Annotated in this window: 24 protein-coding genes and 1 riboswitch; of the genes, 16 read left to right on the forward strand and 8 right to left on the reverse strand. The window is 48.4% G+C overall.

Going from position 1 to position 25,196, the window contains the following annotated elements; genetic code table 11:
* Nucleotides 1-3: 3 nt before the first annotated feature.
* Nucleotides 4-1,329 carry an MATE family efflux transporter gene (locus LIZ87_RS11940; RefSeq protein WP_227147259.1) on the reverse strand — a complete coding sequence of 442 codons (1,326 nt, stop codon included), beginning with the start codon at nucleotides 1,327-1,329 and terminating at the stop codon, nucleotides 4-6.
* 74 nt (nucleotides 1,330-1,403) lie between these two features.
* Nucleotides 1,404-1,907: a GreA/GreB family elongation factor gene (locus LIZ87_RS11945; protein WP_178314335.1), complete on the reverse strand. Its 504-nt coding sequence runs from the start codon at nucleotides 1,905-1,907 to the stop codon at nucleotides 1,404-1,406.
* Between the two features lie 270 nt (nucleotides 1,908-2,177).
* On the opposite strand from LIZ87_RS11945, the gene LIZ87_RS11950 reads away from it, so the two are divergent.
* Complete coding sequence (locus tag LIZ87_RS11950; RefSeq protein WP_227147261.1) at nucleotides 2,178-2,672, forward strand: superoxide dismutase family protein; 495 nt, start codon at nucleotides 2,178-2,180, stop codon at nucleotides 2,670-2,672.
* A gap of 124 nt (nucleotides 2,673-2,796) precedes the next feature.
* Here the strand turns inward: LIZ87_RS11950 and LIZ87_RS11955 are convergent, their stop codons facing one another.
* Entirely contained in the window at nucleotides 2,797-3,777 is a 981-nt protein-coding gene (locus LIZ87_RS11955) for a tRNA dihydrouridine synthase (protein WP_227147277.1), read from the reverse strand.
* A gap of 272 nt (nucleotides 3,778-4,049) precedes the next feature.
* Nucleotides 4,050-4,251, forward strand: a riboswitch (Lysine riboswitch).
* Between the two features lie 191 nt (nucleotides 4,252-4,442).
* Here LIZ87_RS11955 and LIZ87_RS11960 point away from each other — a divergent pair.
* The 6 genes from LIZ87_RS11960 (at nucleotide 4,443) to LIZ87_RS11985 (ending at nucleotide 11,502) form a co-directional block, all read left to right on the forward strand.
* A complete protein-coding gene (locus tag LIZ87_RS11960; RefSeq protein WP_330664596.1) occupies nucleotides 4,443-6,056 on the forward strand; it encodes a Na+/H+ antiporter NhaC family protein in 1,614 nt (537 codons plus the stop codon).
* Between the two features lie 102 nt (nucleotides 6,057-6,158).
* Nucleotides 6,159-6,296, forward strand: coding sequence for a helix-turn-helix domain-containing protein (locus LIZ87_RS11965; RefSeq protein ID WP_227147263.1), 138 nt, complete (start codon nucleotides 6,159-6,161; stop codon nucleotides 6,294-6,296).
* A gap of 211 nt (nucleotides 6,297-6,507) precedes the next feature.
* Nucleotides 6,508-7,200: a response regulator transcription factor gene (locus tag LIZ87_RS11970; RefSeq protein ID WP_015533258.1), complete on the forward strand. Its 693-nt coding sequence runs from the start codon at nucleotides 6,508-6,510 to the stop codon at nucleotides 7,198-7,200.
* Complete coding sequence (locus LIZ87_RS11975; protein WP_005936000.1) at nucleotides 7,197-8,228, forward strand: sensor histidine kinase; 1,032 nt, start codon at nucleotides 7,197-7,199, stop codon at nucleotides 8,226-8,228. The genes LIZ87_RS11970 and LIZ87_RS11975 overlap by 4 nt, the downstream gene beginning before the upstream one ends.
* A gap of 221 nt (nucleotides 8,229-8,449) precedes the next feature.
* On the forward strand, nucleotides 8,450-9,115 hold the full coding sequence (locus LIZ87_RS11980; protein WP_227147265.1) for an ABC transporter ATP-binding protein: 666 nt from the start codon (nucleotides 8,450-8,452) through the stop codon (nucleotides 9,113-9,115).
* A gap of 14 nt (nucleotides 9,116-9,129) precedes the next feature.
* Nucleotides 9,130-11,502 carry an ABC transporter permease gene (locus tag LIZ87_RS11985; protein ID WP_023923588.1) on the forward strand — a complete coding sequence of 791 codons (2,373 nt, stop codon included), beginning with the start codon at nucleotides 9,130-9,132 and terminating at the stop codon, nucleotides 11,500-11,502.
* A gap of 243 nt (nucleotides 11,503-11,745) precedes the next feature.
* On the opposite strand, the gene LIZ87_RS11990 is transcribed toward LIZ87_RS11985, so the two are convergent.
* Nucleotides 11,746-12,786, reverse strand: coding sequence for a DUF6076 domain-containing protein (locus tag LIZ87_RS11990; protein ID WP_009244703.1), 1,041 nt, complete (start codon nucleotides 12,784-12,786; stop codon nucleotides 11,746-11,748).
* Between the two features lie 302 nt (nucleotides 12,787-13,088).
* Here LIZ87_RS11990 and LIZ87_RS11995 point away from each other — a divergent pair, with 302 nt between their 5' ends.
* The 9 genes from LIZ87_RS11995 (at nucleotide 13,089) to LIZ87_RS12035 (ending at nucleotide 20,844) form a co-directional block, all read left to right on the forward strand.
* Nucleotides 13,089-13,313: a helix-turn-helix domain-containing protein gene (locus LIZ87_RS11995; RefSeq protein ID WP_005362423.1), complete on the forward strand. Its 225-nt coding sequence runs from the start codon at nucleotides 13,089-13,091 to the stop codon at nucleotides 13,311-13,313.
* Between the two features lie 146 nt (nucleotides 13,314-13,459).
* Nucleotides 13,460-13,663, forward strand: a complete 204-nt coding sequence (locus LIZ87_RS12000; protein WP_004614949.1) for a hypothetical protein — start codon at nucleotides 13,460-13,462, stop codon at nucleotides 13,661-13,663.
* A gap of 286 nt (nucleotides 13,664-13,949) precedes the next feature.
* The gene (locus tag LIZ87_RS12005; protein ID WP_008816380.1) at nucleotides 13,950-14,267 is read left to right on the forward strand and encodes a DUF3847 domain-containing protein; all 318 of its coding nucleotides are present in this window, start codon (nucleotides 13,950-13,952) and stop codon (nucleotides 14,265-14,267) included.
* A 59-nt stretch (nucleotides 14,268-14,326) separates the two neighbouring features.
* On the forward strand, nucleotides 14,327-15,742 hold the full coding sequence (gene mobQ / locus LIZ87_RS12010; protein WP_319638581.1) for a MobQ family relaxase: 1,416 nt from the start codon (nucleotides 14,327-14,329) through the stop codon (nucleotides 15,740-15,742).
* Nucleotides 15,743-15,789: 47 nt separating this feature from the next.
* Nucleotides 15,790-16,530 carry a CHC2 zinc finger domain-containing protein gene (locus LIZ87_RS12015; RefSeq protein ID WP_014079457.1) on the forward strand — a complete coding sequence of 247 codons (741 nt, stop codon included), beginning with the start codon at nucleotides 15,790-15,792 and terminating at the stop codon, nucleotides 16,528-16,530.
* Complete coding sequence (locus tag LIZ87_RS12020; RefSeq protein ID WP_009321442.1) at nucleotides 16,415-17,755, forward strand: virulence-associated E family protein; 1,341 nt, start codon at nucleotides 16,415-16,417, stop codon at nucleotides 17,753-17,755. The genes LIZ87_RS12015 and LIZ87_RS12020 overlap by 116 nt, the downstream gene beginning before the upstream one ends.
* 270 nt (nucleotides 17,756-18,025) lie before the next feature.
* Entirely contained in the window at nucleotides 18,026-18,211 is a 186-nt protein-coding gene (locus LIZ87_RS12025) for a hypothetical protein (RefSeq protein WP_004849804.1), read from the forward strand.
* Nucleotides 18,212-18,318: 107 nt separating this feature from the next.
* The gene (locus tag LIZ87_RS12030) at nucleotides 18,319-19,941 is read left to right on the forward strand and encodes a recombinase family protein (protein ID WP_008791695.1); all 1,623 of its coding nucleotides are present in this window, start codon (nucleotides 18,319-18,321) and stop codon (nucleotides 19,939-19,941) included.
* Nucleotides 19,942-20,031: 90 nt separating this feature from the next.
* Nucleotides 20,032-20,844, forward strand: a complete 813-nt coding sequence (locus LIZ87_RS12035; protein ID WP_227147267.1) for a hypothetical protein — start codon at nucleotides 20,032-20,034, stop codon at nucleotides 20,842-20,844.
* Here the strand turns inward: LIZ87_RS12035 and LIZ87_RS12040 are convergent.
* The 4 genes from LIZ87_RS12040 to LIZ87_RS12055 form a co-directional block, all read right to left on the reverse strand.
* Nucleotides 20,841-21,638, reverse strand: a complete 798-nt coding sequence (locus LIZ87_RS12040; RefSeq protein WP_178313489.1) for a winged helix-turn-helix domain-containing protein — start codon at nucleotides 21,636-21,638, stop codon at nucleotides 20,841-20,843. The two genes, LIZ87_RS12035 and LIZ87_RS12040, sit on opposite strands and share 4 nt — an antisense overlap.
* Nucleotides 21,639-21,653: 15 nt before the next feature.
* Nucleotides 21,654-22,781, reverse strand: a complete 1,128-nt coding sequence (locus tag LIZ87_RS12045) for a hypothetical protein (RefSeq protein ID WP_227147269.1) — start codon at nucleotides 22,779-22,781, stop codon at nucleotides 21,654-21,656.
* A 497-nt stretch (nucleotides 22,782-23,278) separates the two neighbouring features.
* Nucleotides 23,279-24,289 carry a GGGtGRT protein gene (locus LIZ87_RS12050; protein ID WP_227147272.1) on the reverse strand — a complete coding sequence of 337 codons (1,011 nt, stop codon included), beginning with the start codon at nucleotides 24,287-24,289 and terminating at the stop codon, nucleotides 23,279-23,281.
* Nucleotides 24,290-24,315: 26 nt separating this feature from the next.
* Nucleotides 24,316-25,008, reverse strand: a complete 693-nt coding sequence (locus LIZ87_RS12055; protein ID WP_227147274.1) for an iron-sulfur cluster assembly scaffold protein — start codon at nucleotides 25,006-25,008, stop codon at nucleotides 24,316-24,318.
* Nucleotides 25,009-25,196: the final 188 nt, after the last annotated feature.

A 25,196-nucleotide genomic window follows, 5' to 3' on the forward strand; every position in this document is an offset into this window, starting at 1 on the left:
CCATCATTTGTCTCTCATAAACCAAAAATAGTAAGGGATCTCCACCATGAGCATCACGCTCCAGCCAACTGCGCAGGCATAGGCTACGCCCTGTATCCCGATCCTGGGAGCCAGAAGGTACACGAAGATCACACGCAGGCTGGTCTGTGTAAAGGTTCCAAGGAGGGTAATGCTCATATTCCCCATGCCTCTGAAAAAGCCCTGGATCCCATTGGTAAATGCCGGAAAGAGATAGAACAGGGCCATCATTGCCAGATAACTGCTGCCCAGCTCCACGATCCGTTCATTTCCCGCAGGCACGAACAGGCTTACAAGAGGGGCTCTGAGCAGCGTGATCACCGTGCAGATAAATACCCAGTAGCAGGCCTCCAGCATAAGTCCCCTGCGAAAGCCTGCGCGGATCCGCTCCCTTTTCCCCGCTCCCCTGTTCTGTGCCACAAAGGTCGTGATACCGTGGGAAATGCTCTGCTCCGGCGTGAATGCATAGTCGTCGATCCTGTTCACCGCATTGAAGGCAGCGATCATGTCCACGCCCAGAGGGTTCACAGCTCCCTGTATCAGGAGCTTCCCGATGGGCTGGCAGGACTGCTGCAGGGCTGTGATGCTCCCGTAGCTTAAGGTCTGCTTCAGCAGCTGACGGTCGATGGTAAACTCTCCTCTTCCCAGCCGGAGCATAGGGATCTTTCTGTACACATAGATGATGCACAGTGCTGCCGACGCTGCCTCGGCGATCACAGTCGTGGTAGCAGAGCAGACAATGCCAAAGCCCAGTCCTCCGATGAAAATAAGGTCCAGCACCGCATTTAATATGGAAGAAAATGCCAAAAATTTCAGAGGTGTTTTGGAGTCCCCCACACTCTTCAGCGCGGCGGAGACCGCATTATAAAAATAGGTAAAGGGCGCTCCTATGAATATGATGGACAGATAAGTGGATGCAATGTTCAAAAGCTCTCCCGGCACGTAGAGTGCTGCCAAAAGGGGCTTTGAAAACAGGATGCCTGACACTGCTAAGATCAGGGAAAACCAAAATCCGAAAAGCAGCATCGTAGACATTTCCCGTTTCAGCTTCTCCTTCTCCCCTGCTCCAAAGAACTCACTCATGAGCACAGAGGCGCCCATGCAAATTCCGGAAATTCCCAAAATTACAATATTCATCACCGGACTGGCCGTGCCCTCGGCTGCAAGGGCCTCCTTTCCGATAAAACGGCCTGCGATCACAGAGTCCACTACATTGTAGGTAAGCTGGAACAGATTGCCTAAGATCAATGGTATGGAATATGTGATCAAATGCTTGGGAATACTCCCCTCTGTCATATTGACGGCTGCCATGGTATGAATCCCTCCTGTATTTGCTGCTGTCTGCGGCCTGGCACTATTCCTTTGGACAGAGCCGGCCCTTCTCCTTAGAACTTCCTTATGCTGTCCTCTTCTTCCTCGGCGCTCTTGTCAATGGAGCGTATCTCCACCTCATATCCGAAGCGCTCATCCACCTTCACAAATACCTTATCCCCTGTTTTATGGCCCTTGATGGCCTTGCCCAGGGGGGAATCAATACTGATAAGGCCTTTCAGGGAATTGCCCCTTATGGTCGTCACCAGCTTGTAAACCTCGGTCTCGTCATCATCCGGAATATAGATCTCCACCCGGTCTCCCAGGCCCACCTCATCTGCCCGGGACTGATCGGAAATGATCCTCGCTGTCTTTATCATCTTTTCCAGGTAGCGGATCCGGCTCTCATTGCGGTTTTTGTCCTGCTTTGCCGCCTTGTATTCAAAATTTTCACTTAAGTCTCCATGGGCTCTGGCTTCCTTCACAGCTTCCAGCGCTTCCTTGCGAACCACCAGCTTACGGTACTCGATCTCCTCCTGCATTTTTTTGATATCGCTTTCTGTCAGATTGTCATACATATCCTTTCCCGCATTCCTTTCATATTTTTTTCATTTTCTCTTTCGTTTTTTTATTTATTCTTTAGGGTCTGCTCAAACTTTTGTCACATTTTCCCTGTATAGTAATACATGTAAGGCGATAAACCTTTTACCTAATAAAACACTTTTTCATACCAAAAGCCGGCAGCCCCCCTTCTGCCGGCTCCCTCTTTGTCTATTTTCCTTCTATCCGGTCAATTTCTTTCCGGGCACGCATATCCTATAGAGAATGAATGATTTCAGGTGAATACTATGGCAGACCAATCCATGACTCCGGGAAATGTATTTGCAGATATCCTGCGCTTTGGCACTCCCACCGCTCTTGCCTGGGTGAGAGGCGGCACACAGGCCCCGGCCATCAGCGGGCTTGTAAAATTCTACGCTACTCCCTATGCAGGCCTCCTCATTGAGGCCGAGCTCTTTAACCTTCCGAACAAATCCACTCCAGGCTCCTCCAGCTTTTATGCCATGCATATCCACGAGACCGGCAATTGCAGCGATGATTTTATCCACACAGGTGAGCATTTCAATCCGACCGGCGGCCTCCATCCTGCCCATGCAGGTGATATGCTCCCTCTCCAGGGAAATGAGGGTTACGCCTGGGTCTCCTTCTACGACAAGCGCTTTACCATTGACCAGATCCTGGGGCGCTCCGTCATCATCCACAGCCAGGCGGATGATTTCACCACCCAGCCTGCAGGAAATTCCGGAACAAAGATCGCCTGCGGCGTTATCCGGAGAGCGTGATAATGACTGCCTGACCATTGGCAGGCAACACAGAATGGAAGGGGATACGGCTGCATCCGGCCATCCCCTTCCACTTTGGCTTCTGTCTACGTTCATTATATCATACTTCCCATAAATAATCACCTCAAAATCCCCGAAAACCACCCATTTCGTCAAACTCCAGGTTCCGAAGCATCCCCGCTACTGCCGCCTCGTATTCTGACAGGCGCTGGGCCTTGCGGATGCGCTTCATATAGGGCTCTGCTCCCAAAAATGGCTGGGACAGGTACACCCATAGCTCCTTCATCTTAAACAGCACATTCCTGTCCCCTGACATGACCTGGCGGTAGCCCTCGTATATGAGCTGATGGAAGTCTTCCAGGCGGCGGATGGCAGAGTGGGGATCCGTTCTGGAAGGCCCCTCTATCATTTCCACAAGGAAGGGATTTGCCAGCACGCCGCGGCCCAGCATAAGCCGTTCAAGCTCCGGCCAGCTCTCCTTTAACGTTCTTACATCCTCTGTTCTGAACAGATCACCGTTGTAGCAGACAGGACTTACGGACTTTTCCATTGCCAGACCGAAGGCCCGGAGTCTGGGAGTGTTCTTGTAGTAGTCTGTCTGTACTCTGGGATGGATGATAAGCTCTGACAGGGGATATTTGTTGTAAATATCCAGCAGCTCTTCAAACTCTTCCTCCTCTGTCTTTCCGATCCTGGTCTTAATGGAAAGCTTCATGTGAAGCTTCAAAAGCCCCTGGGAAATCTCCTCCAGAAAGCGGTCCAGCTCCTCCTTTTTTGCCAGGAAGCCTGAGCCTTTTCCCTTTGATACCACGGTTCCCGAAGGACAGCCCAGGTTTAAGTTGACTTCCTTATACCCATATTCCCTCAGCGTCTCTGCTGTTTTCAGGAAATCATCTGCGCGGTTCGTCAGGATCTGGGGCACCACCCGCATCCCCCGGTTGTGCTCAGGCAGGATATCATTCACCTCCCTGGTGCTCAGTCCGCTCTTATGCTTTAGTGCGATAAAAGGGGTGACATATTGGTCCATGGGACGAAAACAGGCATTGTATGCATTTCTGTAAATATATCCGGTGATCCCCTCCATGGGGGCCAGGCAGTACATCATTGGCAGGTATCCTTCCATTTTCTCTCTGTTTGTCCTATTATCATACGTAACAGTTCAGACGGCGGGGAAATCTATGAAAAAATAGCCGTCAAGCTTGCTTGTAGGGCCATTTTTTCATAGATTTCCACATTGGATGGACATCCGATGCTTCTTGTCCGGTCTAGCCGGACAAGAAGATCCCTCGTCTGAACTGTTACTATCATACATCGATGAGGTCAGATAGTAAATAAAAAACTTGACACCGAAGCATTTCTATGATACAAAGCTTATATTGAACTGGTAGAGGCGCGGTTTTTAAGAGTACCACATTTCACAGGGCAGGGCGCCCTTTGTGGGAAAGGAAACACCGCCGAAGGATGGATTCCTGCCCTGAGGGATGTATCCTGGGCCGCCGCAAAATATGCGCCGGTCTGTCACGAAGCATCATCGGCTTTTAAGCCCTTTCAATGCGATCAGTGGAGCGCTGCCATGTGTCGGATACTACTTCATACATATTGCCTGCACGATTCCGCCATGAAACTGCTTCCCTGTTCGGGAACCAGTTTCATGTTTTTTGTTATATAGGGGCTCTTACCCTCAGTGGGCAAGCTTCTCATATACCAAAAGCCTGTCCGGCGGGCTTATACTGCGCCGGAGTATTCTACAAAACTCTTAGGGGGAATATTATGAAACCAAAACACCGTATCCTTCACCTGGCTGCTGTCGCGGCTCTGACCGCCATGCTGCTTCCCATGACTGCCCTGGCAGAAGAAATTGAGCCTTCTGCTCCGGCCATGTATGCCACCTTCTGGGCCCTGGTGCCTCCAGTTGTGGCGATCGCCCTGGCGCTGATCACAAAGGAGGTTTACAGCTCCTTATTCATCGGTATCCTGGTGGGCGGACTGTTCTTCTCCGGCTTTTCCTTTGAGGGAACTGTCACCCATGTGTTCCAGGAGGGCTTTCTTTCTGTGCTCTCTGACTCCTACAATGTAGGCATCCTGATCTTTCTTGTTATCCTGGGAATCATCGTGTCCCTGATGAACAAGGCCGGCGGCTCCGCTGCTTTTGGACGGTGGGCCAGCGAAAAGATCAAGTCACGGGCCGGAGCCCAGTTAGCTACCATTGCCCTGGGCGTCCTGATCTTCATTGACGACTATTTTAACTGCCTGACGGTAGGCAGCGTTATGCGTCCTGTGACAGACAAGCACAACATTTCCAGGGCAAAGCTGGCTTATCTGATCGATGCCACGGCTGCCCCTGTCTGCATTATTGCGCCGATCTCCTCCTGGGCCGCTGCTGTTACCGGCTTTGTTGAGGGCGAGGACGGCTTAGCCCTGTTTATCAGTGCGATCCCCTACAATTTCTATGCGCTTTTCACCATCCTCATGATGATAACTCTGGCACTCACAGGCATTGACTACGGCCCCATGAGCAAGCATGAGCGCAATGCTGCCAGAAAAGGTGACCTGTTCACCACACCCGGCCGTCCCTATGCCAATGTAACAGGTATTGACAACGTTGGACGCGGAAGCGTGGTCGATCTTGTCCTTCCCATCCTTGTCCTGATCGTATGCTGTGTCATTGGAATGATCTATACCGGCGGCTTCTTTGACGGCGCTGATTTTGTAACCGCCTTCTCCAACAGCGATGCCTCCCAGGGCCTGGCAATGGGCAGTTTCTTCGGCCTGGTATTTACCATTCTCTTATACCTGGTACGCCGTGTCATGAAGTTTAACGAGTGCATGTCCTGTATACCTGAGGGCTTCAAGGCCATGGTTCCTGCCATCCTGATCCTCACCTTTGCCTGGACCTTAAAGGCTATGACAGACAGCTTAGGCGCTGCCGAGTATGTAGCTTCTGTCATGTCCATGTGTGCAGGAAGCCTTATGAACCTGCTGCCCGCATTCATCTTCTTAGTGGGCTGCGGCCTGGCCTTTGCAACAGGTACTTCCTGGGGAACCTTCGGTATCCTGATCCCCATTGTGGTAGCCGTATTTGCCAACACCAACCACACATTGATGACGATCTCCATCTCTGCATGTATGGCAGGCGCTGTCTGCGGCGACCACTGCTCACCGATCTCCGATACCACCATCATGGCCTCTGCCGGAGCCCAGTGCGATCACGTAAACCACGTATCCACCCAGCTTCCCTACGCCGTCACTGTTGCAGCCATTTCCTTTGTGACCTACATTGTAGCAGGCTTTACCCAGAGCGCCCTCATTTCACTGCCTGTGGGAACGCTGCTCACCATCGGCGTGCTGTTTGCCCTTAAGAGGACTGTGCCGGATGGGGAATAATCTTAGCTTATAGGGCCGATTTTACGGTCTCTACGGTCCGTGGGTGTTCTTTTCGGCGGATTTTGCTATAATAGTATTGCAAATACCTGAAAGGAGTACCCCATGGACCAGATAAAAACAGGAAAATTTATCGCCCAAATGCGCAGGGAGCATTCCCTCACTCAGCGGGAGCTTGCGGAAATGTTAACTATCAGTGATAAGACTGTTTCAAAATGGGAGTGTGGAGTTTCCCATAGTTAAAGATACCACACCAAATATGATGAACCCACGCTTATACACTACCAGCTATAATAAACCGCAAGGACAGCAATTTGATGATACTGCTGTCCTTTCTTTTATAAAATTGCAGTACACATAAAAAAGCTGTAAAATGATAAATATATTTGTCCTTGTAACAATTCTCGGACATTTGCCTGTTATACTATCTGCAAAAAGCAAAGGAAGTGAGAATATGGAGCAGATTTTAATTGTCGAGGACGACAGTTTTTTGAATAAGATGTTAGACTATAACCTGACCGCAGACGGCTACGGCGTGACTTCTGCCCTAAATGCCAGAACCGCAGCCGAAGCCATCCGCCAGCGGGAATTTGATTTAGTGCTGCTGGACATCAACCTGCCGGACGGGAACGGTTTTGAACTGTGCAAGCTGATAAAGCCCCAGCACCCGGACACCATCGTAATATTCCTGACCGCCAACGATCAGGAGAGCGACCAGATACGGGGCTATGAGGTGGGCGCGGTGGACTACATCACAAAGCCCTTTGTGATCGGGGCCTTGCAGCGAAAAATCAAAGCCATGTTCGCCATGCTGGAACACCACAAACCGGCCAAGGACATTTACGACGACGGGCGGTTGTTTCTGGACTTCTCGGAGCAGACGGCTTCCTTAAACGGCAAGCCCCTGACTCTATCCCCGATGGAGTACAAAATGCTGAACCTGTTTCGTAAAAATCCCCGGCAAGTGCTGACCCGTGGGCAACTTTTGGAAAAGCTGTGGGATATAGACGAGCGGTTTGTGGACGAACACACCCTGACAACCTCCATCAGCCGTATTCGCAGCAAGATTGAAGCCGACGGCGGCGCACCCTACATCAAGACCGTTTACGGCATGGGGTATCAATGGACGGGAGGCGAGGTAAAATGAAGTTTCAAAACCTCTCGGTAAAGCGGCTGTTTGGCCGGGTGGCAATGGAGCTTGTCCTCTCCATGTCCGGGATCACCATAGCCCTGTTTCTTGTGACAAAACAGATTGCGGTGCTGCTGACAGGCGGGACGCTGCTGCTGTGCGCCCTTGTGGGGATTTTTGTACTGACGCAGGCGTTTGGAAAGCGGCTGTCGCAGTTTACCGCTGACCTGTGCCAGACCTTAGACCACATGATCGCCGGGAATGAAGCGCCCCAGCGGCCAGAGGACAGCGAAACCCAGCTTGCCAGAATCGGACACCGGCTGGCAAGGCTTTACCAGATCATGCAGGAGAACCGCCGCCGGGTGGACGAGGAACGGCAGGAGTTACAGACCCTTGTATCGGATATTTCCCATCAGGTGAAAACGCCGGTAAGCAATCTGAAAATGGCGACGGACACCCTGCTGGAAAAGCCCATGACCGAGGCGGAGCGCACCGACTTTATCCGGGGAATCCGCAGCCAGACGGATAAGCTGGACTTTCTCTTTCAGGCCCTTGTGAAAACCTCACGGCTGGAAACGGGCGTGATCCAGTTGGATAAGAAACCGGGTCGCCTCTTTGATACCGTGGCGCAGGCCATGAGTGGGATTGTGTATGCAGCGGAGAAAAAGGAAATCGCTGTGTCCGTGGACTGCCCGGAGGATTTGACCGTTTTCCATGACAGCAAGTGGACATCCGAAGCCCTCTTTAACCTGCTGGACAATGCAGTGAAGTACACCCCGGCAGGCGGGAAAATCGCCGTGTCAGTGGTGCTGTGGGAAATGTATGTGGAGGTCAAAGTGACCGACACCGGCAAGGGCATTTCCGAAAGCAATCAGGCTGCCATCTTCCGGCGCTTCTATCGTGAGGAAGAAGTACACGAACAGCAGGGCGTGGGCATTGGCCTGTATCTGGCCCGCGAGATCGTAACGCGGCAAGGCGGCTATATCAAAGTGGTTTCGGAGCCGGGCAAGGGTTCAGAATTTTCCATTATGCTGCCGACAAAATAGAATGCGGCGGACGGTCATTCTCGGCTGCCCGCCGTAAGTCTTTTCGCAACAGTGTGCCGATAAAGCTGCCAGTGGCAGTTTTTCGGCGGAAATGTCCGAGCGTTGTAACATTTCACCCCCGATTTTCAATGAAATTTTTTGGCCGCTGTAACATTTCGCGGACATTTGGGTTTTACAATAGCCTTATCAACAGGCAGAAAGCCTTGAAAGGAGTTTTGAGTATGAGAATTTTACAGACTATCGACCTGAAAAAGTATTACGGCACAGAGCCGAACATCACCCGCGCCCTTGACGGCGTGAACTTCTCTGTGGAGGACGGCGAGTTTGTGGCCGTTGTGGGAACCTCCGGCAGCGGCAAGTCTACCCTGCTTCACATGATGGGCGGGCTGGACACTCCCACTTCCGGCAATGTCATTGTCCGGGATAAAGAACTGTCGAAAATGAACGACGAACAGCTTACCATCTTCCGCCGCCGCAACATCGGCTTTATCTTCCAGAACTATAACCTTGTTCCTATCTTGAATGTGTATGAGAACATTGTCTTGCCGGTGGAGCTGGACGGGGACACGGTGGATCAGAAGTTTTTGGACGAGATCGTTCACCTGCTGGGGCTGGAAGATAAACTGAAAAATATGCCGAACAATCTTTCCGGCGGCCAGCAGCAGCGTGTGGCGATTGCCCGCGCCCTGATTACCAAACCGGCTATCGTGTTGGCCGACGAGCCGACAGGCAACCTTGACAGCAAGACCAGTGCCGAGGTGCTGGGGCTGATCAAGCGCACCAGCGCGGAGTTTCGGCAAACCGTAGTGATGATTACCCACAATGATGACATTGCCCGCCTTGCAGATCGGATTGTCCGCATTGAGGACGGCAAGATTGTGGAATAAGGAGGTGGCAGACTATGACATGGCCTTTTGAAAATGATACCAGCGCTATTACAAAGAAGCTGGCAAACAGAAGCATTAAAGCAGATAAGCGAAGAAACATCTTTATTATTGTAACGATTGCTTTTGCTGCCTGCCTTATGACCGTTCTTGCGCTCTATACATTCGGAAAATCACATGAATTAAAAACATTCTTACAGGGGCGCTACCAAGCGGCAGTTATTGATGTGGATTTGGAAACAATCAATGATTTAAGGCAAGATTCCAACATTGAAATGGTAGGAACAGAGGCTTTAGTTGATAGTTTCCGTGTTGATGATTATACATTGAATGTTAATTTTCGGGACAGCAATAATCTGTATTTGTATTCCACAGAATTTGTTGGGAACTTACCTGATAAGGAAAATGAAGTTGCAGTTTCGGAAGCCTATTTGAAACATATTGGCCGTCCTGTTGAATTGAACCAAGAAATCGAATTACCGTTGCAAAATGGGAAAAACGCAAATTTCACTGTATGCGGTCTTTTACATGACGATGGTGCAAATAGGCGGTATCAAGTATTGGTATCTGATTCTTTTCTGCAATCGTATTTTCAAGATCACATCCCTTATAATGCTACACTACGGATAATGGGAAGCGGATCATTCAAAGAGGACGAATTGAAAAATTTGATTAAATCCTGTTTGACCCCTTATGGAATCAGAGAAGAACAGATCGCTTATAGTTCGTCTTACTTTGATAGTGTTGATAACTCAAGCCGAGATATGCTGGGCGTAGCGGCAATTAGTATTCTAATTGTGATTGCCTGTTCCACCGTTATATACAGCCTATTTTATATTTCAGTCGTTGGGAAAGTCAAAGAATATGGCCGTTTAAGGGTAATTGGCATGACCCAAAAACAGATTAAACGCATGGTAAAAAGAGAAAGCTGGCAATTATCCCGCACTTCAATTCCATTAGGGATTGTAGTTGGCTGCTTAATAGGATATGTGCTTGTACCCAAAGGCTGGAATTGGCTTAATACATTGGCAATTATCGTTGTTATCTCCATATTGACTGAATTATCGGTTGTTCTATCAATTCGCAAGCCGATTAAAATTGCAGCAAGCATTTCTCCCATTGAAGCTGTACGCATATCAACGACAACTGAAAACGAAAAGTTAAACACCAAAAAATTAAGGAGAAAACTAACTCCTGAAAATTTGGCTAAAATCGGTTTTATGCGAAACCACAAAAAAGTGATTTTGACTTTAATATCATTGGGATTTTCAGGAATTTTGCTGATGAGTGCAGCAACATTTCTGGCTTCTATTGATGAAGAAGATATGGCCCGGCAGTCATTTGGTGATAAGGAATTTTTGATTACACTTTCCGATGAATATAGCGACAATTCCTTGAAAGATAATCCGCTGGACGATAGCATGATGAATCTTTTGACAGATTCTCCATATATCACAGATGTTAAATCTATAAAGGGATGTTCCGCAGACATTTTACTTCCAGATAAAAAAGAACCGTCCTCGTTCCGTGAAATTATAGGATTGTCAGACGATGAATTTTCCAGCTTATCGAATAACCTACTATCAGAGGAAATAAGCTACCAAGAACTTGTCGGGAAAAATGGTATCTTAATTGATGACACAGCCGGTATGCTAAAGTCATGGGAAGATTATAGTGTTGCTTTAGGAGATGTGGTAACAATAGTATCTGCTTCTGGAAAGAAAATCGAATTATCTGTCGTCGGAACTATTGACATGGGCGATACGGACTACAACGGAACATATTTCTTTGTCCCGGAAAATGTACTATCCGAGATATATCCAGAGAAGAAGAATTTTAATACTGAATTTGTTATAAATGCAGATGTAAACCAGCTTCCTGCGGCAGAAAATGTTGTCTTAAATGCAATCGGAGACAATCCTGATATTCAATTTAATAGCTTTGATGACGCACTATCTTCCATAAAAATGCACATGACAGGATATCAGATTCCGATCTACGGGTTAATTGTTTTTATTGCAATTTTCGGTATTATCAACCTTTGCAATACCTTGATGACGAACCTTGTATCCAGACAACAAGAATTTGGAGTATTGCAATCTATCGGTCTATCAAACAAGCAATTATATAAGATGTTGAGAATGGAATGTTTGTATTATGTGTTTGGGACAATGGCAATAACATTTGTTTTCGGCACAGCAGCAGGTTATATTCTATGCCAGATATTTAATCAAGTTGGAGTGTTCGGAAAATTGCATTATACTTTCCCATTCTTGCAAGTGCTTCTATTTTTTGCAGTCCTCGTAGTAATTGCATTGATATATTCGACTTTAGCCATTCGCTATTGCCATAAGCAATCTCTTGTAGACCGCATTAAGACAATGGAATGACCTTTTGGGATCGGCGGGGCGGCATGTGCTGCCCCGCTTTTTTCGCCATTTCTCAAAGAAATTTTTGAAATGTCCGAGCGTTGTAACAATTCAGCCTGTTTTTCTGTCGAAATCAAAGGCACCTCGGACATTTGTGTAACATTTGTAGTTTATACTTAAAAGTTTGATGATAATATTGCTTATTCATTCATGGAAGAAGCAATCTGTTATTGCAATAATGCGAAATTGACGATAGAAAGCTTTTCATATCTCGGTCAGTTCCACAATTACATTACTCTGCTGATACAGCCAGTCCGTAAATTCTTTCGGGCTGGCTGTTCCTGTTTTTACAGTCTTTTTTCTCTGTAATGCTTCTTTCTTAAAGTCAGAAAAGGCAGCCTGTATTTTTTCCAGACGGTCAGCCGGAAAGCCTGCGGTATTTTTTACCCGGTTTATTTTGTTGCGCCAGTTCTGGCATTCATTTTTATAAAGCAGGTCATAGTTATTTTCTCTTGCCCTCTCGTCAAATTCCCGCTTGTTTTGAAGCGCCTGTGCTTTTCGGCACTTATCGCTGCACAGCTCATACCGCTGGCTCTTTGCCAGAAAATATTTCCCACAGACCTTGCACTGCCGGAAGCAAAGCCCCCAGTCATTCAGCCTGTTCAGATAATAGGTAATCAACGGGTAGAGGGACGCATAGGCAGACACACATTCTTCTGTGCGCCGGTTGTCCGGGAACCAGAGGTCAAGCCGGGTATCTTCTGACGGCGCGCCTTTGAAATAAAGGCTGCCAGCTTGAAAATGTTTCGGTTTTCCTGTCTCTCTGTCAAAGCTCATGGTTTCGTTATAGAATACCCCGGTCAGGCTGCTCATTTTATCCATGAAGCGGTCACAGGCAGCTTTACGGTCGCGGGGTTCTCTGGCAAGCAGATAGCTGTTCCAGATACGGAACGCCACATACATTTTCAGAGGGTCGTTGCTAAGATATTTCCCCCAGAGAAATTCGCTTGCCGCCTGCTCCAGCTCCGGCTGTTTCCATCGGTTGGAATGGAGGGCTTGCCGCAGCGGAGAAAGCCCGTATAAGTTCCAATCTCTGTCCGTGTCACACTCAAAGTTTATCAAAAAAGTTCCCAGCGGGCGTGTCATATCACAAAGCACCTCTGCGTTTTGGCTCCCGTCCAGACGGAAGCGGATCTGCTGTTCTTCCCCAATCAAAATCCGCTCTTTCATTTTCTTCCTGTCCAGCGTCAGGACAAACAAAATCCTCTCAAAACATGGCTCATGCCGTATAAACTGATTCTCCATCCCTATCCCCTGCCTTTGTTTATGGTAATTATATAATTCGGTTATATCTGTTACACTCATGGTATCGCAGAAGCATTGTTTTGTCAAGGATAGTCCGCTATGATGATTGCAGTTGGTAATTTCGTGCCACACAGTACCTTGACAAGTGAATGACCGTCCAAAAGGGATATGACCGGCAGGAGAAGTGACGCATCCGGCGCACCAATGCAGGGAAACACCGCAGGAATGGGGCAGGAAAACGGCTTTTGGGGAGAACGGCAGCAGGAAGCATTTTAACCTATTTGATTTATGGGAGGAACAGAATGAACGATAAAAAGAGATTGAACAGCTACGAGGATTTACCGCTGGTTCTGGATGTGGCGGACATTCAGCGGATTATGGGAATTTCAAGAGCGAGCGCCTATGAGCTGGTACACACACCCGGCTTTCCGGCGTTCCGCAGGGGCAGGCTTATCAAGGTCAGCAAAATTGCTTTCTTTGAATGGATGGCAAAAGGCTCCGAAACCGTACCGGGAAGCGACAAATAAGCGTGAGGTATCATTCCCTGACTGCAATACTGCCGTACTTTCCAAAGGGGCATACAGAGGGAAAAAACCTTAAAAATAATACCGAGACGCTACACCAAAACAGCCTATCTGCGTACATCAGATAGAAACGGAGAAAGGAGCCGGTTATGGCAAGAATGAGTAACAAGCGACGGCTGGAATGGTCTTTCTTCTTAAATGACCGCAGCCGTATCACTTACAACGAATTGTGCCGGAAATGCCAGCACGAATGTAAACAGAGCTTCCGGGCGGTTGTGGTTGACTGCCCGAAGTATCTTTCCAAGCGTTCCAAGAAAAAGGACAAGACTGCCGGAAACGGCAAAATCCCTTAGGAACTAAGGGCGCACTTCTATACATAGTCTAAAGACCATGTATCGTGCGTCCTGCGGAGCTTACCTCTGCCGCTGATAAAATCAGCAATCCGAGGTCTGCGTTCGCTTCGCTCCGACAAGGTGGCTACACCCCCTTGCGCCGCTAAAGCGGCTATCCCCTGTGTACCCGCCGCAAAGAGAAATCCGCTCTGCGGTTTTCCCTTTTCATCGGGTTTTATAGAAGCACTGACACACGGACTGTCTGCGGATGGTCTTTCTTTATCTTATCAGCAAAGGATGTGAGAACATGGAAAAATCTTTGGAACAGTTGAAGCAGGAATATGAAAAAACCACTGTCCTGCTGGAACAGGAAAAACGGAAAATGCAGCGTTTGAAAAACCGGCAGGCGTATCTGGAAAGCGGTTCCCGGAAACAGAGGACGCACCGGCTGATTACCCGTGGGGCAGCTATTGAGAGCATTGCACCACAGACAAAGGAGCTATCCGAAGCGGAATTTTATTCCCTCATGGAAAGCATTTTGAATCTGCCACAGGCGGAGCATTTCATCCGGTCTGCCACAGAGAACCACGCCCGTATTTCCGGGCAGGAGAAAGGCGGTGACTAAGGATAGCACTTTATCATTTTTCAATCGCACAGATCAAGCGCAGCGCCGGTCAGAGCGCCATTGCCAGCGTAGCCTATCGAGCCGGGGAGCGTCTTTACAGCAGCTACTATGGAGAAGTCAGCGACTACACCAAAAAGGGCGGCGTGATCGCTTCGGAAATCATGCTGCCGCCCCATGCGCCGGAAATATATCTTGACCGGGCGACCCTCTGGAATGCTGTGGAGAACTGCGAGAAACATCCAAAAGCACAGCTTGCCTATTCCTTTGATATTGCCATGCAGAATGAATTGACGCTGGAAGAAAACATGGAGCTGGCGAGGAAGTTCGTACAGGAGCAGTTTGTGACAAAAGGCATGATTGCCGACCTTGCTTTTCACAGCCCGGAGAAAGAGGACGGCGGCATCCCTAACCCGCATTTTCATGTGATGACAACCATGCGCCCTTTGAACCCGGATGGCACATGGGGACAAAAACAGCGTCGGGAATATCTTCTTGATGAAGATGGAAACCGAATCCGGGATAAAAACGGCGATTATATGTTTAACGCTGTCCATACAACAGACTGGCATGAGCCGGAAACGCTGGAACACTGGCGGGAGCAGTGGGCGGCTGCCGTTAATACAAAATTTGAGGAAAAAGGGCTGGATGTGCGTATCGACCACCGTTCCTATGTGCGGCAGGGGCTTGACCTGATACCTACTGTCCACGAGGGAGCTAATGTCCGGCAGATGGAAGCAAAGGGCATCCGCACCGAGAAAGGGGAACTGAACCGCTGGATTAAAGCCACCAACCGGCTCATGCAGGATGTGAGGAAGAAGATCAAAGCCCTGTTTGTCTGGATGGCAGAGGTAAAAGAAGAACTTTCCAAACCGCAGACACCGAGCCTTGCCGACCTGTTGATCGCTTATTACAACCAGCGCAACGCAGGGGCATGGAGCAATAAAGCCAGAACCGGAAACTTAAAGCAGTTTGCCGAAGCCGTCAATTATCTGACGGAAAACAAGCTGCTCACATTAGAGGATTTGCAGGAGCGTCTTTCCTCTGTCAACGAAGAATTTGAAGCGTTAAGCGACTCCATGAAAAAGAAATCTGCCCGGATAAAGGAATTGCAGGAATTGATACGGGAGGGCGAGAATTACCAGCGGCTAAAACCTGTTCATACGGAATTGAACAATATCAAGTTTAAGAAACAGAGGGAGAAATTTGAAACATCCCACGATGCGGAGTTACGGCTGTTTTATGCCGCCCGCCGTATTTTGAAAGAAAAACTGGACGGAAAACCCATTGCCCTGAAAGCATGGAAACAGGAATACGCACAGTTAAAAACAGAGTATGCCGAACTGTCTCCGCAGCACAAGCCACTCCGGGAGGAAGTCATACGGCTACGGCAGGTGCAGAACGCCGTAGATACCGCACTGCGCCGGAGGGAGCAGCCACAGGCAGTACAGAGAAAGAAACATGAGATGGAGCTATGATATAACCGGCAGCTTTACCGCTACCAGTATTTTTATGGAGGGAGCATTTGAATGTATTTGAAGCGGTGAAACAGTCTGTTACCACCCGGCAGGCTGCTTCATTCTATGGAATCCGGGTGGGGAGAAACGGCATGGTCTGCTGTCCATTCCACAATGACCGCACGCCCAGCATGAAAGTGGACAGCCGCTTTTACTGCTTCGGCTGCGGGGCTTCCGGGGATGTGATCGACTTTGCCGCTTTGCTGCATGGATTGGGGAAACGGGAAGCTGCGGTCAGGCTTGCGGAGGACTTCGGCGTTTCCTATGAGAAATCCGGCAATGCGCCGCCAGATAGGAAGCGTCACAACAGGTCACAGCCCCGACAAAAATCAGCGGAGCAGAGATTTCAGGAAACGGAACGGTATTGTTTCCGGGTGCTATGCGATTATCTGCGCCTGCTGGAGCATTGGAAAACAGCACACGCCCCACAGCCGCAGGATGCCATCTGGCATCCTCTTTTTGTGGAAGCGTTGCAGAGGATAAGCTACACAGAATACCTTTTGGATATTTTGTTATACGGAGAAATAGAAGAAAAAGCGGCATTGATCGCCGCACAGGGAAAGGAGGTGTTGCGGCTTGAACAGCGAATTTCAGAGCTTGCCGCCGGAAACGCAGGAAGCGGTCAAAAGGACGATGGACACAATGGAACCGGCGCAGACACCGGCAGAAATCCGGGAAACATTAGAGGGGACGCAGAAAGGCGGCGTGAAGAACAGCATCCGAAACTGCCTGACGGTGTTCCAGCGTGACCCTCTGTTTCGCGGGGCGCTGCGCCTGAACCTTTTGACGGAGCAGATTGACATTGTGAAGCCGCTGGGCTGGGAGCGCACCAGTACCACGCTGACCGACATGGACATGAACTACCTGCTTTTGTATCTGGAAGAAAATTACGGGCTTACCAGCGAGAAAAAGGTGCAGAGCGCCATCAAGATTGTTGCCAATGAAAACCGCTACCATCCAGTCAGGGATTACCTGAACAGCCTGCAATGGGACGGCACAGAGCGCATCCGTTACGCCCTGCATCACTTTCTGGGAGCCGATACGGACGAATACACCTATGAAGCCTTGAAACTGTTCCTGATGGGAGCCATCCGGCGGGTATTCAGACCGGGGAGCAAGTTTGAGGTCATGCTCTGTCTGGTTGGTGGTCAGGGAGCCGGGAAATCTACCTTTTTCCGGCTGCTGGCAGGCAGGGACGAATGGTTTTCAGACGATTTGAAAAAGCTGGACGATGAAAATGTGTACCGCAAGCTGCAAGGGCATTGGATTATCGAGATGTCGGAGATGATTGCCACAGCCAACGCCAAGAGTATTGAGGAAATCAAGTCATTCTTAAGCCGCCAGAAAGAAACCTACAAAGTGCCGTATGAGACACATCCGGCAGACCGGCTGCGGCAATGTGTATTTGGAGGGACGACCAACCGGCAGGACTTTTTGCCCCGTGACCGCACCGGCAACCGGCGCTTTCTCCCCGTGACGGTGTACCCGGAACGGGCGGAGGTTCACATACTGGACGATGAAGCGGCGGCGAGGGCGTATATCGAACAGATGTGGGCGGAAGCCATGACGGTTTATCGCAGTGGGAAGTATAAGCTGTCATTCAGCATGGAAATGAACCGATACCTGAACGCCCACCAGCAGGACTTTATGCAGGAAGACACACAGGCCGGCATGATCTACGCCTATTTGGAGGACTACACCGGCGACAGGGTATGTTCCAAGCAGCTTTATGAGGAAGCGCTGGGGAACTTAAATTCCCCGGCAGACTGGGAGACACGGGCAATCTGCGAGATTATGAATACCGGCATTGCGGGCGGCATCATACAGGGCTGGGTAGCCTACAAAAGCCCGAAGCGGTATAAGAAATACGGTTCTCAAAAAGGCTGGGAGCGTGTCAACCAAGCTCCGCCGGAGGGGGACGGTTTTCAGGAAATCACGGAAGAAGAAGCCCGGCAAATGGAACTTCCATTCTGAAAAGCCACCGGTTGACAGTTTGGTTGACGCTTTGGTTGACAGCCGGTTGACGGGGAAAAGCCTGATATTTGGGGCATTTCTCTCCTTTGTCAACCATGTCAACCAAGAAATCAAAGAAAAAGTAAAAAGTAATAATAGAGCGCCTATGGATTGTTTTCAAAGTCTTTTCTGCCGGTTGACACGGTTTGGTTGACACGGAGACAGTCTGCGGCTGTACACCTGTCTGACATTCCCTTGTCGGGCATATTTCATTTATGGAGGTAACTGCCTATGGCAAAAAGCAAAAACGAGAGCAATAACAAAAACAGCGGCACCCTGCTTACCGAAAAAGACGGCACCCAGTATTTTGTCATGGGGAAAGTCCGTATCAAGGTATCGGAGCATTTCGCACAGGATGGGAAGCCGCTTGACAGCCTGCTGGAAGATGTGATCCAGCACGCTGCCGCCGCTTCCTGAAAAAATACGGAATAACGACTGTCAATCAGCCCACGCTTATGATATACTTGTACCAGCGAGTATTGTATAAGCGTGGGTTGTTTCTTTTAGAAGGAGGATTTTTAACCGTGAAACAACCATACAATACAACGATTTATAACACTGCACTATATTTGAGATTGAGCCGTGACGATGAATTACAGGGGGAAAGCGGCAGTATCCAGACCCAGCGCATGATGCTTAGACAGTATGCCGCAGAGCATGGGCTGACCGTTGTAGACGAGTACATTGACGACGGATGGAGTGGGACAAATTTCGAGCGTCCAAGTTTCCAAAGGATGATTGATGACATCGAAGACGGGAAAATCAACTGCGTTGTCACAAAGGACTTATCCCGTCTGGGAAGAAACTATATCCTGACCGGTCAGTACACGGAAATCTATTTCCCCAGCAAGGGAGTACGCTACATTGCCATCAATGACAATGTGGACACCATCAACGGAGAAAGCGAGCTTGCACCGTTCTTAAACATCCTGAATGAAATGCACGCCCGACAGACCAGCAAAAAGGTCAAGGCTGCCATGCACACAAGATTTGCCAATGGCGCACACTATGGAGCCTATGCACCGCTGGGCTATGTAAAAGACCCGGACAAAAAAGGTCATCTTCTGATCGACCCGGAAACACGCTGGATTGTAGAGAAGATTTTTGACCTTGCTGTACACGGGCGTGGAGCCGCCAGCATTACACGGATTCTGGTGGAGGAAAAAGTACCTACCCCCGGCTGGCTGAACTATGAAAGATACGGGACTTTCGCCAATATCTACGCCGGTGCGCCCGCAGAAAAAGCCTATGCGTGGACGATAGCACAGGTCAAGAGCATTTTGAAAGAGGAAACCTACATCGGTCACAGCATTCACAACAAGCAGAGCAACATTTCATTCAAGAACAAGAAAAAGGTGCGGAAGCCGCAGGAAGAATGGTATCGTGTGGAAAATACCCACGAAGCCATCATTTCTGAAGAAGTGTTCCAAAAAGTTCAGGAGCTGATTGCAAGCAGACGCAGGAAACGCAGAAACGGTACGACACAGATTTTCGCAGGATTGATAAAATGTGCAGACTGCGGATGGTCTTTAGCCTATGGGGAAAACAAGCAGAATAAGAACCCATACGGGTACTACCATTGCAGCAAGAACGGGCAGGGATTACGCCAGTGTTCCATGCACTATATCCGCTATGATGTACTGTATGCCTATGTGCTTGCAAGACTGCAATACTGGTCTATGCTGGCACAGAAAGACGAGGACAAGCTGCTGAAACGCCTGCTCAATGCCAGCGACAGGGAAAGAAACTCTGCGAAGAAAAAGCAGGCTGCGGAGCTGAAAAAGGCAGAGAAGCGTAAAGCCGAGGTTGACGGGCTGTTTGCTAAAATGTATGAGGACTGGTCTGCCGGACGCATAACCGAGTATAACTTCAATATGCTGTCCGAGAAGTACCAGAACGAGCAAAAGGAGCTTGAAACAAAAATAAGACAGCTTCACGAAACGATGGAAGCCGCCGTACAGACCGCAGCGGATGCTGAAAAGTGGATTGCCCTGATGAAACAGTATGTCAACCCTGTGGAGCTGACCGCCGAACTTCTGAACACTCTAATTGAAAAAATAACCGTCCACGAAGCTGTCAAGGGCGAGGACGGAAGCCGTGAGCAGGAAGTAGAAATCTACTACCGCTTCATCGGCAAAATCGACTGACCTTTCTTTTTTACCCAACAATATCTTTAATTAAGGGAGACGGGAAAGGGCTGCCCTGATGTCTCCTTAATGCTCCCGCTCTGCAATGCATTGGACATCAGCGTAAATGAGCTATTGTCCGGAGAACGGCTGTCCGCTGAGAATTACCAGCAGAAAGCAGACGATAATATCCTGCGGCTCATAAAGGAAAAAAACAGGCGGCAGCTTATTGGAGTTCTTCTGTCGATCATATTAACAGTTGTTTGTATGACCGGACTTTATCATGCAGAATTTTCCGTTGATACCTCTTCCACCTCTTTGCTGGAAGCGGAGATCGATGCCTATAATTTTACAATGGATCTTGAAGTCGATGTTCTTGAAACAGAGCGCATTGGAAAATACCTGTATGTCCTATATTCCCAAAAGAATCACGAAGGCTATTGGGGCATTGCCCAATTAGAACGTGGAATTTTCGGCAAGTACCGTTTCAATCACTGCAGTAATTCTAACTGGCCCCTGTATAACGCTTCTGCAAGAACGATCGGCGGCAGAAACTATCTGATCATCTATGGCCTGAATGAGCTGCCGGATGTTGACAGCTTTCAGGTTTATGGAGACTTTGAGAGGAATGGGGATGTTTTGTATCAGGGAAAAGCACTCTCCACACCTTGTATTGAGATCATCGAGACAGGAGAGCGGCTTTCCCTCTATGCTGGAAATATCCGGTACTACGATAAACAAGGCACGGAGATCCCCGAAGACCAGCTGTTAAACCTCTATCCCTCTTCCCAGTCCGGCAGCGGCTCCGGCGTGGGCTCAGCAGAACAATGTTTGATTTATGTGTTTGAAGGTATTCTTTTGGGGATGGGGATTATTCTTGTGAGGTATTTTTGGTATCCAGGAGTTAGGAATAAAACAGGCTAAGGGGACTCCTCCATCTTCCTGACAGCCTGTTTTATCTGCTTTAGATCACGTGCATTTTTCTCTTCCCCAAGCAATTTCTTTACCTTTTGCTCATATTGAATCTTTGAATCTATATAATCGTCAAGTAAATACAACAGAACCTCATTTTTTAGGAAGCTCCTCACTTTATCAACCTTTTCCGGCTCCTGAAGCCTGATCTCTACAATACATTCCATCAACGCATCAAATTCACTTACCAGCTCCTCACAATACCGCTCCTCTTCTCCCTGAAGAAGCAAACAAAAATCCTCCCTCCAGCTGTCCCCGGCCTTTTCCGCAAAGTTATGCAGCAGAAGAAATGGATTCCCTGTCTCCTCCTTTGTATTAGGCTTCTCCTGGGTTTTTCCCTTTCCCTTTTTGTCCATATATACCCTGACATTGTCAGGGAGAGCATATATTTTGTATTTACCGATCTGACTGGTCCGAATCAGAGGCAGCTCAGCTTCCTGCATTTTTTTAATGATCGCATTTAAGCCGCTGGGAGAAAGCTCCAATTTATCCGCCAGATCTCCATGATAGAGATTCCCCTCTTCAGCCAGCAGGCTCAGGATCGGTTCGCAGTATTTAGACCGCACATTGTTGATCTGATCCTGGATCATATCATCTGCAGCCTCTTTTCCCCTCCCCTTGTCCATACACGCCAAATAGCCGGCAACGTAGGCTTTTTGGCCTTCCGTCAGATCAAATTCCTGAGCCCATCCATCATCGCGCTTCTCATAATGCCTCAAAATCTCATTCAGCATATCAACATCCATTTTCTATTATCCCCCCTATTTCACGACCACCATGCCGAAGGCTTCTCCCAGCTTCTGGCTATATAACTTTTCAGCCCTGTCGGAAGAACATACATAGGCGATATCATTGTATCTCTGTTCAATATTGTTCAGCAGGTTTCGTATAATATCTTCGGAATTTTCCTCAAATGTCAGGCATTCAAAAAGCCACGGGATTGCCTGTGCAAAATAATACTCAGCTGTCTGTTCATTCCCGCACTGCCAATGATAGGCCAAGCCAAAACCATTATATGTTTCGGAGATCAGCTTTGCCAGGCTGCATTTAGGATATGCCTGATATGCACTGTTTCTGATTGCTATAATCTCTTTCTTTTTCTTCAGCTCCGTAGCAGTTTCATCATCGCGGCTTGCCTGAACAACCTCTGTCCTCAGTGTTTCCGGCGCTCCATCCTCCGAGTCAAACGCATTCTCCCGCTGCTGCTTGATCAGATCGTTCACTTTGCGCTGAACCTGTCTGTTTATCTCCTCCTGATCGTCCCAATCATTAATCTGATATTCTCCACTCAGAAAGAATACTTCATTACGCTCCTCCTCTGAAAGCTCAAGAACAATATCGCGCTCACTCTCCGAGATCTGAAGTCCTCTGGCAAGCTTTTGTTCACTTTTAGGACGCAGAGAAAACCAGTCATCCTTTTTCTCCCCAGTTGCGGAAGGATTCATTTCTGCCTTTGATGCTTCTGGCCTGTCCTCTTCTGTTTTTGAGTTATCTTCAGAGGCATCCCGGAGGCTGCTGTCCTCCATCTCCTGCCTCTTATCCGTAGTATGGTCCGCCTGTTCCGGAGGCTCATAATTCAGAAACGCATCTACTCCCTTTTTTATGTCAATGCCTTCCTTAAAAAACTCTATGGTCCTGCCCAGTATGCGGTACTGTGCCATAGCCGCCGGCGCATATAAAAGCATCAGAACAGCAACAAGGATCCATACTATGGTACTTCTCCGCAAAATATCCATCGCTGCGCTTAAAACCCGCAGGGTATCCGCTAAAATACTGGTATTTTCATCTCTGAGTCTCGTAAGAGAGTCATGGTTAACTGCCAGGCTTGCAGCCATGGAGATCAGGATCACGGCAATTTCCAAACCTAAGGCGCCCAATAGGATCGGCACAAGTGTTTTAAGGAACAGACTTTCCAATAAAACTGTGAGCAAAGCTAATAGGAAAAGATACAGCATAACCAGGCGGGGCCAGGACCATCTCCACCTTTTGCGGTGAGAACGTACGTTCCCTCTGGTGACAGAGGAGGCGGCGGTGTTTTTCACAGAAAACTCGCCCCCCTCCTCTTACGTAGTGTCTCCAATTATAGCACCAGGAACAAATGCTTTCAATATTTTCAGTTTATGTTTTGTTCATGTGAGTGTATTTTTTTAAGTACTTTTCCCTGTTTTTCATCATAAGCAGCGGGCTATTCTTTATTTAATTCTTCATATATTCTTTATTTTTACTTCACCAATCCGAATCAATGATATTTTTCATCATATCCTTCTCAAATCCGATAAAACGTGTCACTGGCGCGTTTTACTGGATACTTCGTAATCAAAAAAGCCCCTGGGAATGATACTTCCCAAGGGCTTTGTTTTTACAAGCTGAAACGATTCTTAACTTTTTAGAACTTGCCTTCCTTCGCAGCTTCCTCGATGGAAACAGCCACAGCAACCGTAGCGCCAACCATTGGGTTGTTGCCCATTCCGATCAGGCCCATCATCTCAACGTGAGCCGGTACGGAGGAGGAGCCTGCGAACTGTGCGTCGGAGTGCATACGGCCCATGGTGTCGGTCATGCCGTAGGAAGCCGGACCTGCTGCCATGTTGTCTGGGTGAAGGGTACGGCCTGTGCCGCCGCCGGATGCTACGGAGAAGTACTTCTTGCCCTTCTCTACACATTCCTTCTTGTAGGTTCCTGCTACCGGATGCTGGAATCTGGTTGGGTTGGTGGAGTTACCGGTGATGGAAACGTCAACGCCTTCCTTCCACATGATAGCAACGCCCTCTGTTACGTCATTTGCGCCGTAGCAGTTCACCTTTGCTCTTAAACCATCAGAGTAGGACTTTCTCCACAGCTCTTTTACTTCACCTGTGTAGTAATCCATCTCAGTCTCTACATATGTAAATCCATTGATTCTGGAAATTACCTGTGCAGCGTCCTTACCTAAACCATTCAGGATAACGCGCAGTGGTTTCTGGCGAACCTTGTTTGCCTTCTCTGCGATACCGATAGCGCCCTCAGCTGCTGCAAAGGACTCATGGCCTGCTAAGAAGCAGAAGCAGTCGGTATCTTCTTCCAGAAGCATCTTGCCCAAGTTACCATGTCCTAAGCCAACCTTACGCTGATCAGCAACGGAACCTGGGATACAGAATGCCTGAAGGCCTTCACCGATAGCTGCAGCAGCGTCAGCAGCCTTCTTACATCCCTTCTTGATTGCGATTGCAGCGCCTACTGTGTAAGCCCAGCAAGCATTCTCAAAGCAGATCGGCTGGATCTTCTTCACCTGATCATATACATCCAGGCCTGCATCCTTTGTGATCTTCTCAGCTTCTTCGATAGAAGCAATGCCATAGCTGTTTAATACGGAATTGATCTTGTCAATTCTTCTCTCATATGATTCAAATAATGCCATCTTCTTATCCTCCTAATTGGTCTTCATCATTCTTTACGTGGGTCGATAATCTTAACAGCGTCAGCAACGCGGCCATACTGGCCCTTTGCCTTCTCCCATGCAGTGTTAGGATCGTCACCCTTCTTGATGAAATCAGTCATCTTGCCAAGGCTTACGAACTGATAACCAATGATCTGGTCGTCTGCATCCAGCGCAATGCCGGTTACATAACCTTCTGCCATCTCCAGATAGCGAGGACCTTTCTTTAAGGTTCCGTACATGGTACCTACCTGTGAACGGAGACCCTTTCCTAAATCTTCCAGACCAGCGCCTACCGGAAGTCCTTCCTCAGAGAATGCACTCTGTGTTCTTCCGTAAACGATCTGTAAGAACAGCTCTCTCATAGCAGTGTTGATCGCGTCACATACTAAGTCTGTATTTAATGCCTCTAAAACAGTCAGGCCTGGAAGGATCTCAGAAGCCATAGCTGCGGAGTGGGTCATACCGGAACATCCGATGGTCTCTACCAGAGCTTCCTGAATGATACCTTCCTTTACATTCAGTGTCAGCTTACAGGCACCCTGCTGCGGAGCACACCAGCCTACGCCGTGTGTCAGGCCGGAAATGTCTTTGATTTCTTTTGATTTTACCCATTTTGCTTCTTCTGGGATTGGAGCAGCGCCATGATGAACGCCCTGTGCAACTGTGCACATCTCTTCTACTTCCTGTGAATAAATCATGTGTAAAAACTCCTTTCAAAAATGAATTTGATCAAGTACAGTGCCCTTTGTTAAATTTATCACATCATACTTGGTTCTATTTTCTCACAAAATGCGACATTTTACAAGCAGATTTTTTGATTTTATTCACACCTTCTGTAGGATTACAATACATGTGTTACAACTGAATAATTAAAAAGCAGAGATGC

It is taken from the genome of Lacrimispora sp. 210928-DFI.3.58, from assembly GCF_020554865.1.
Classification (GTDB): Bacteria; Bacillota; Clostridia; order Lachnospirales; family Lachnospiraceae; genus Enterocloster.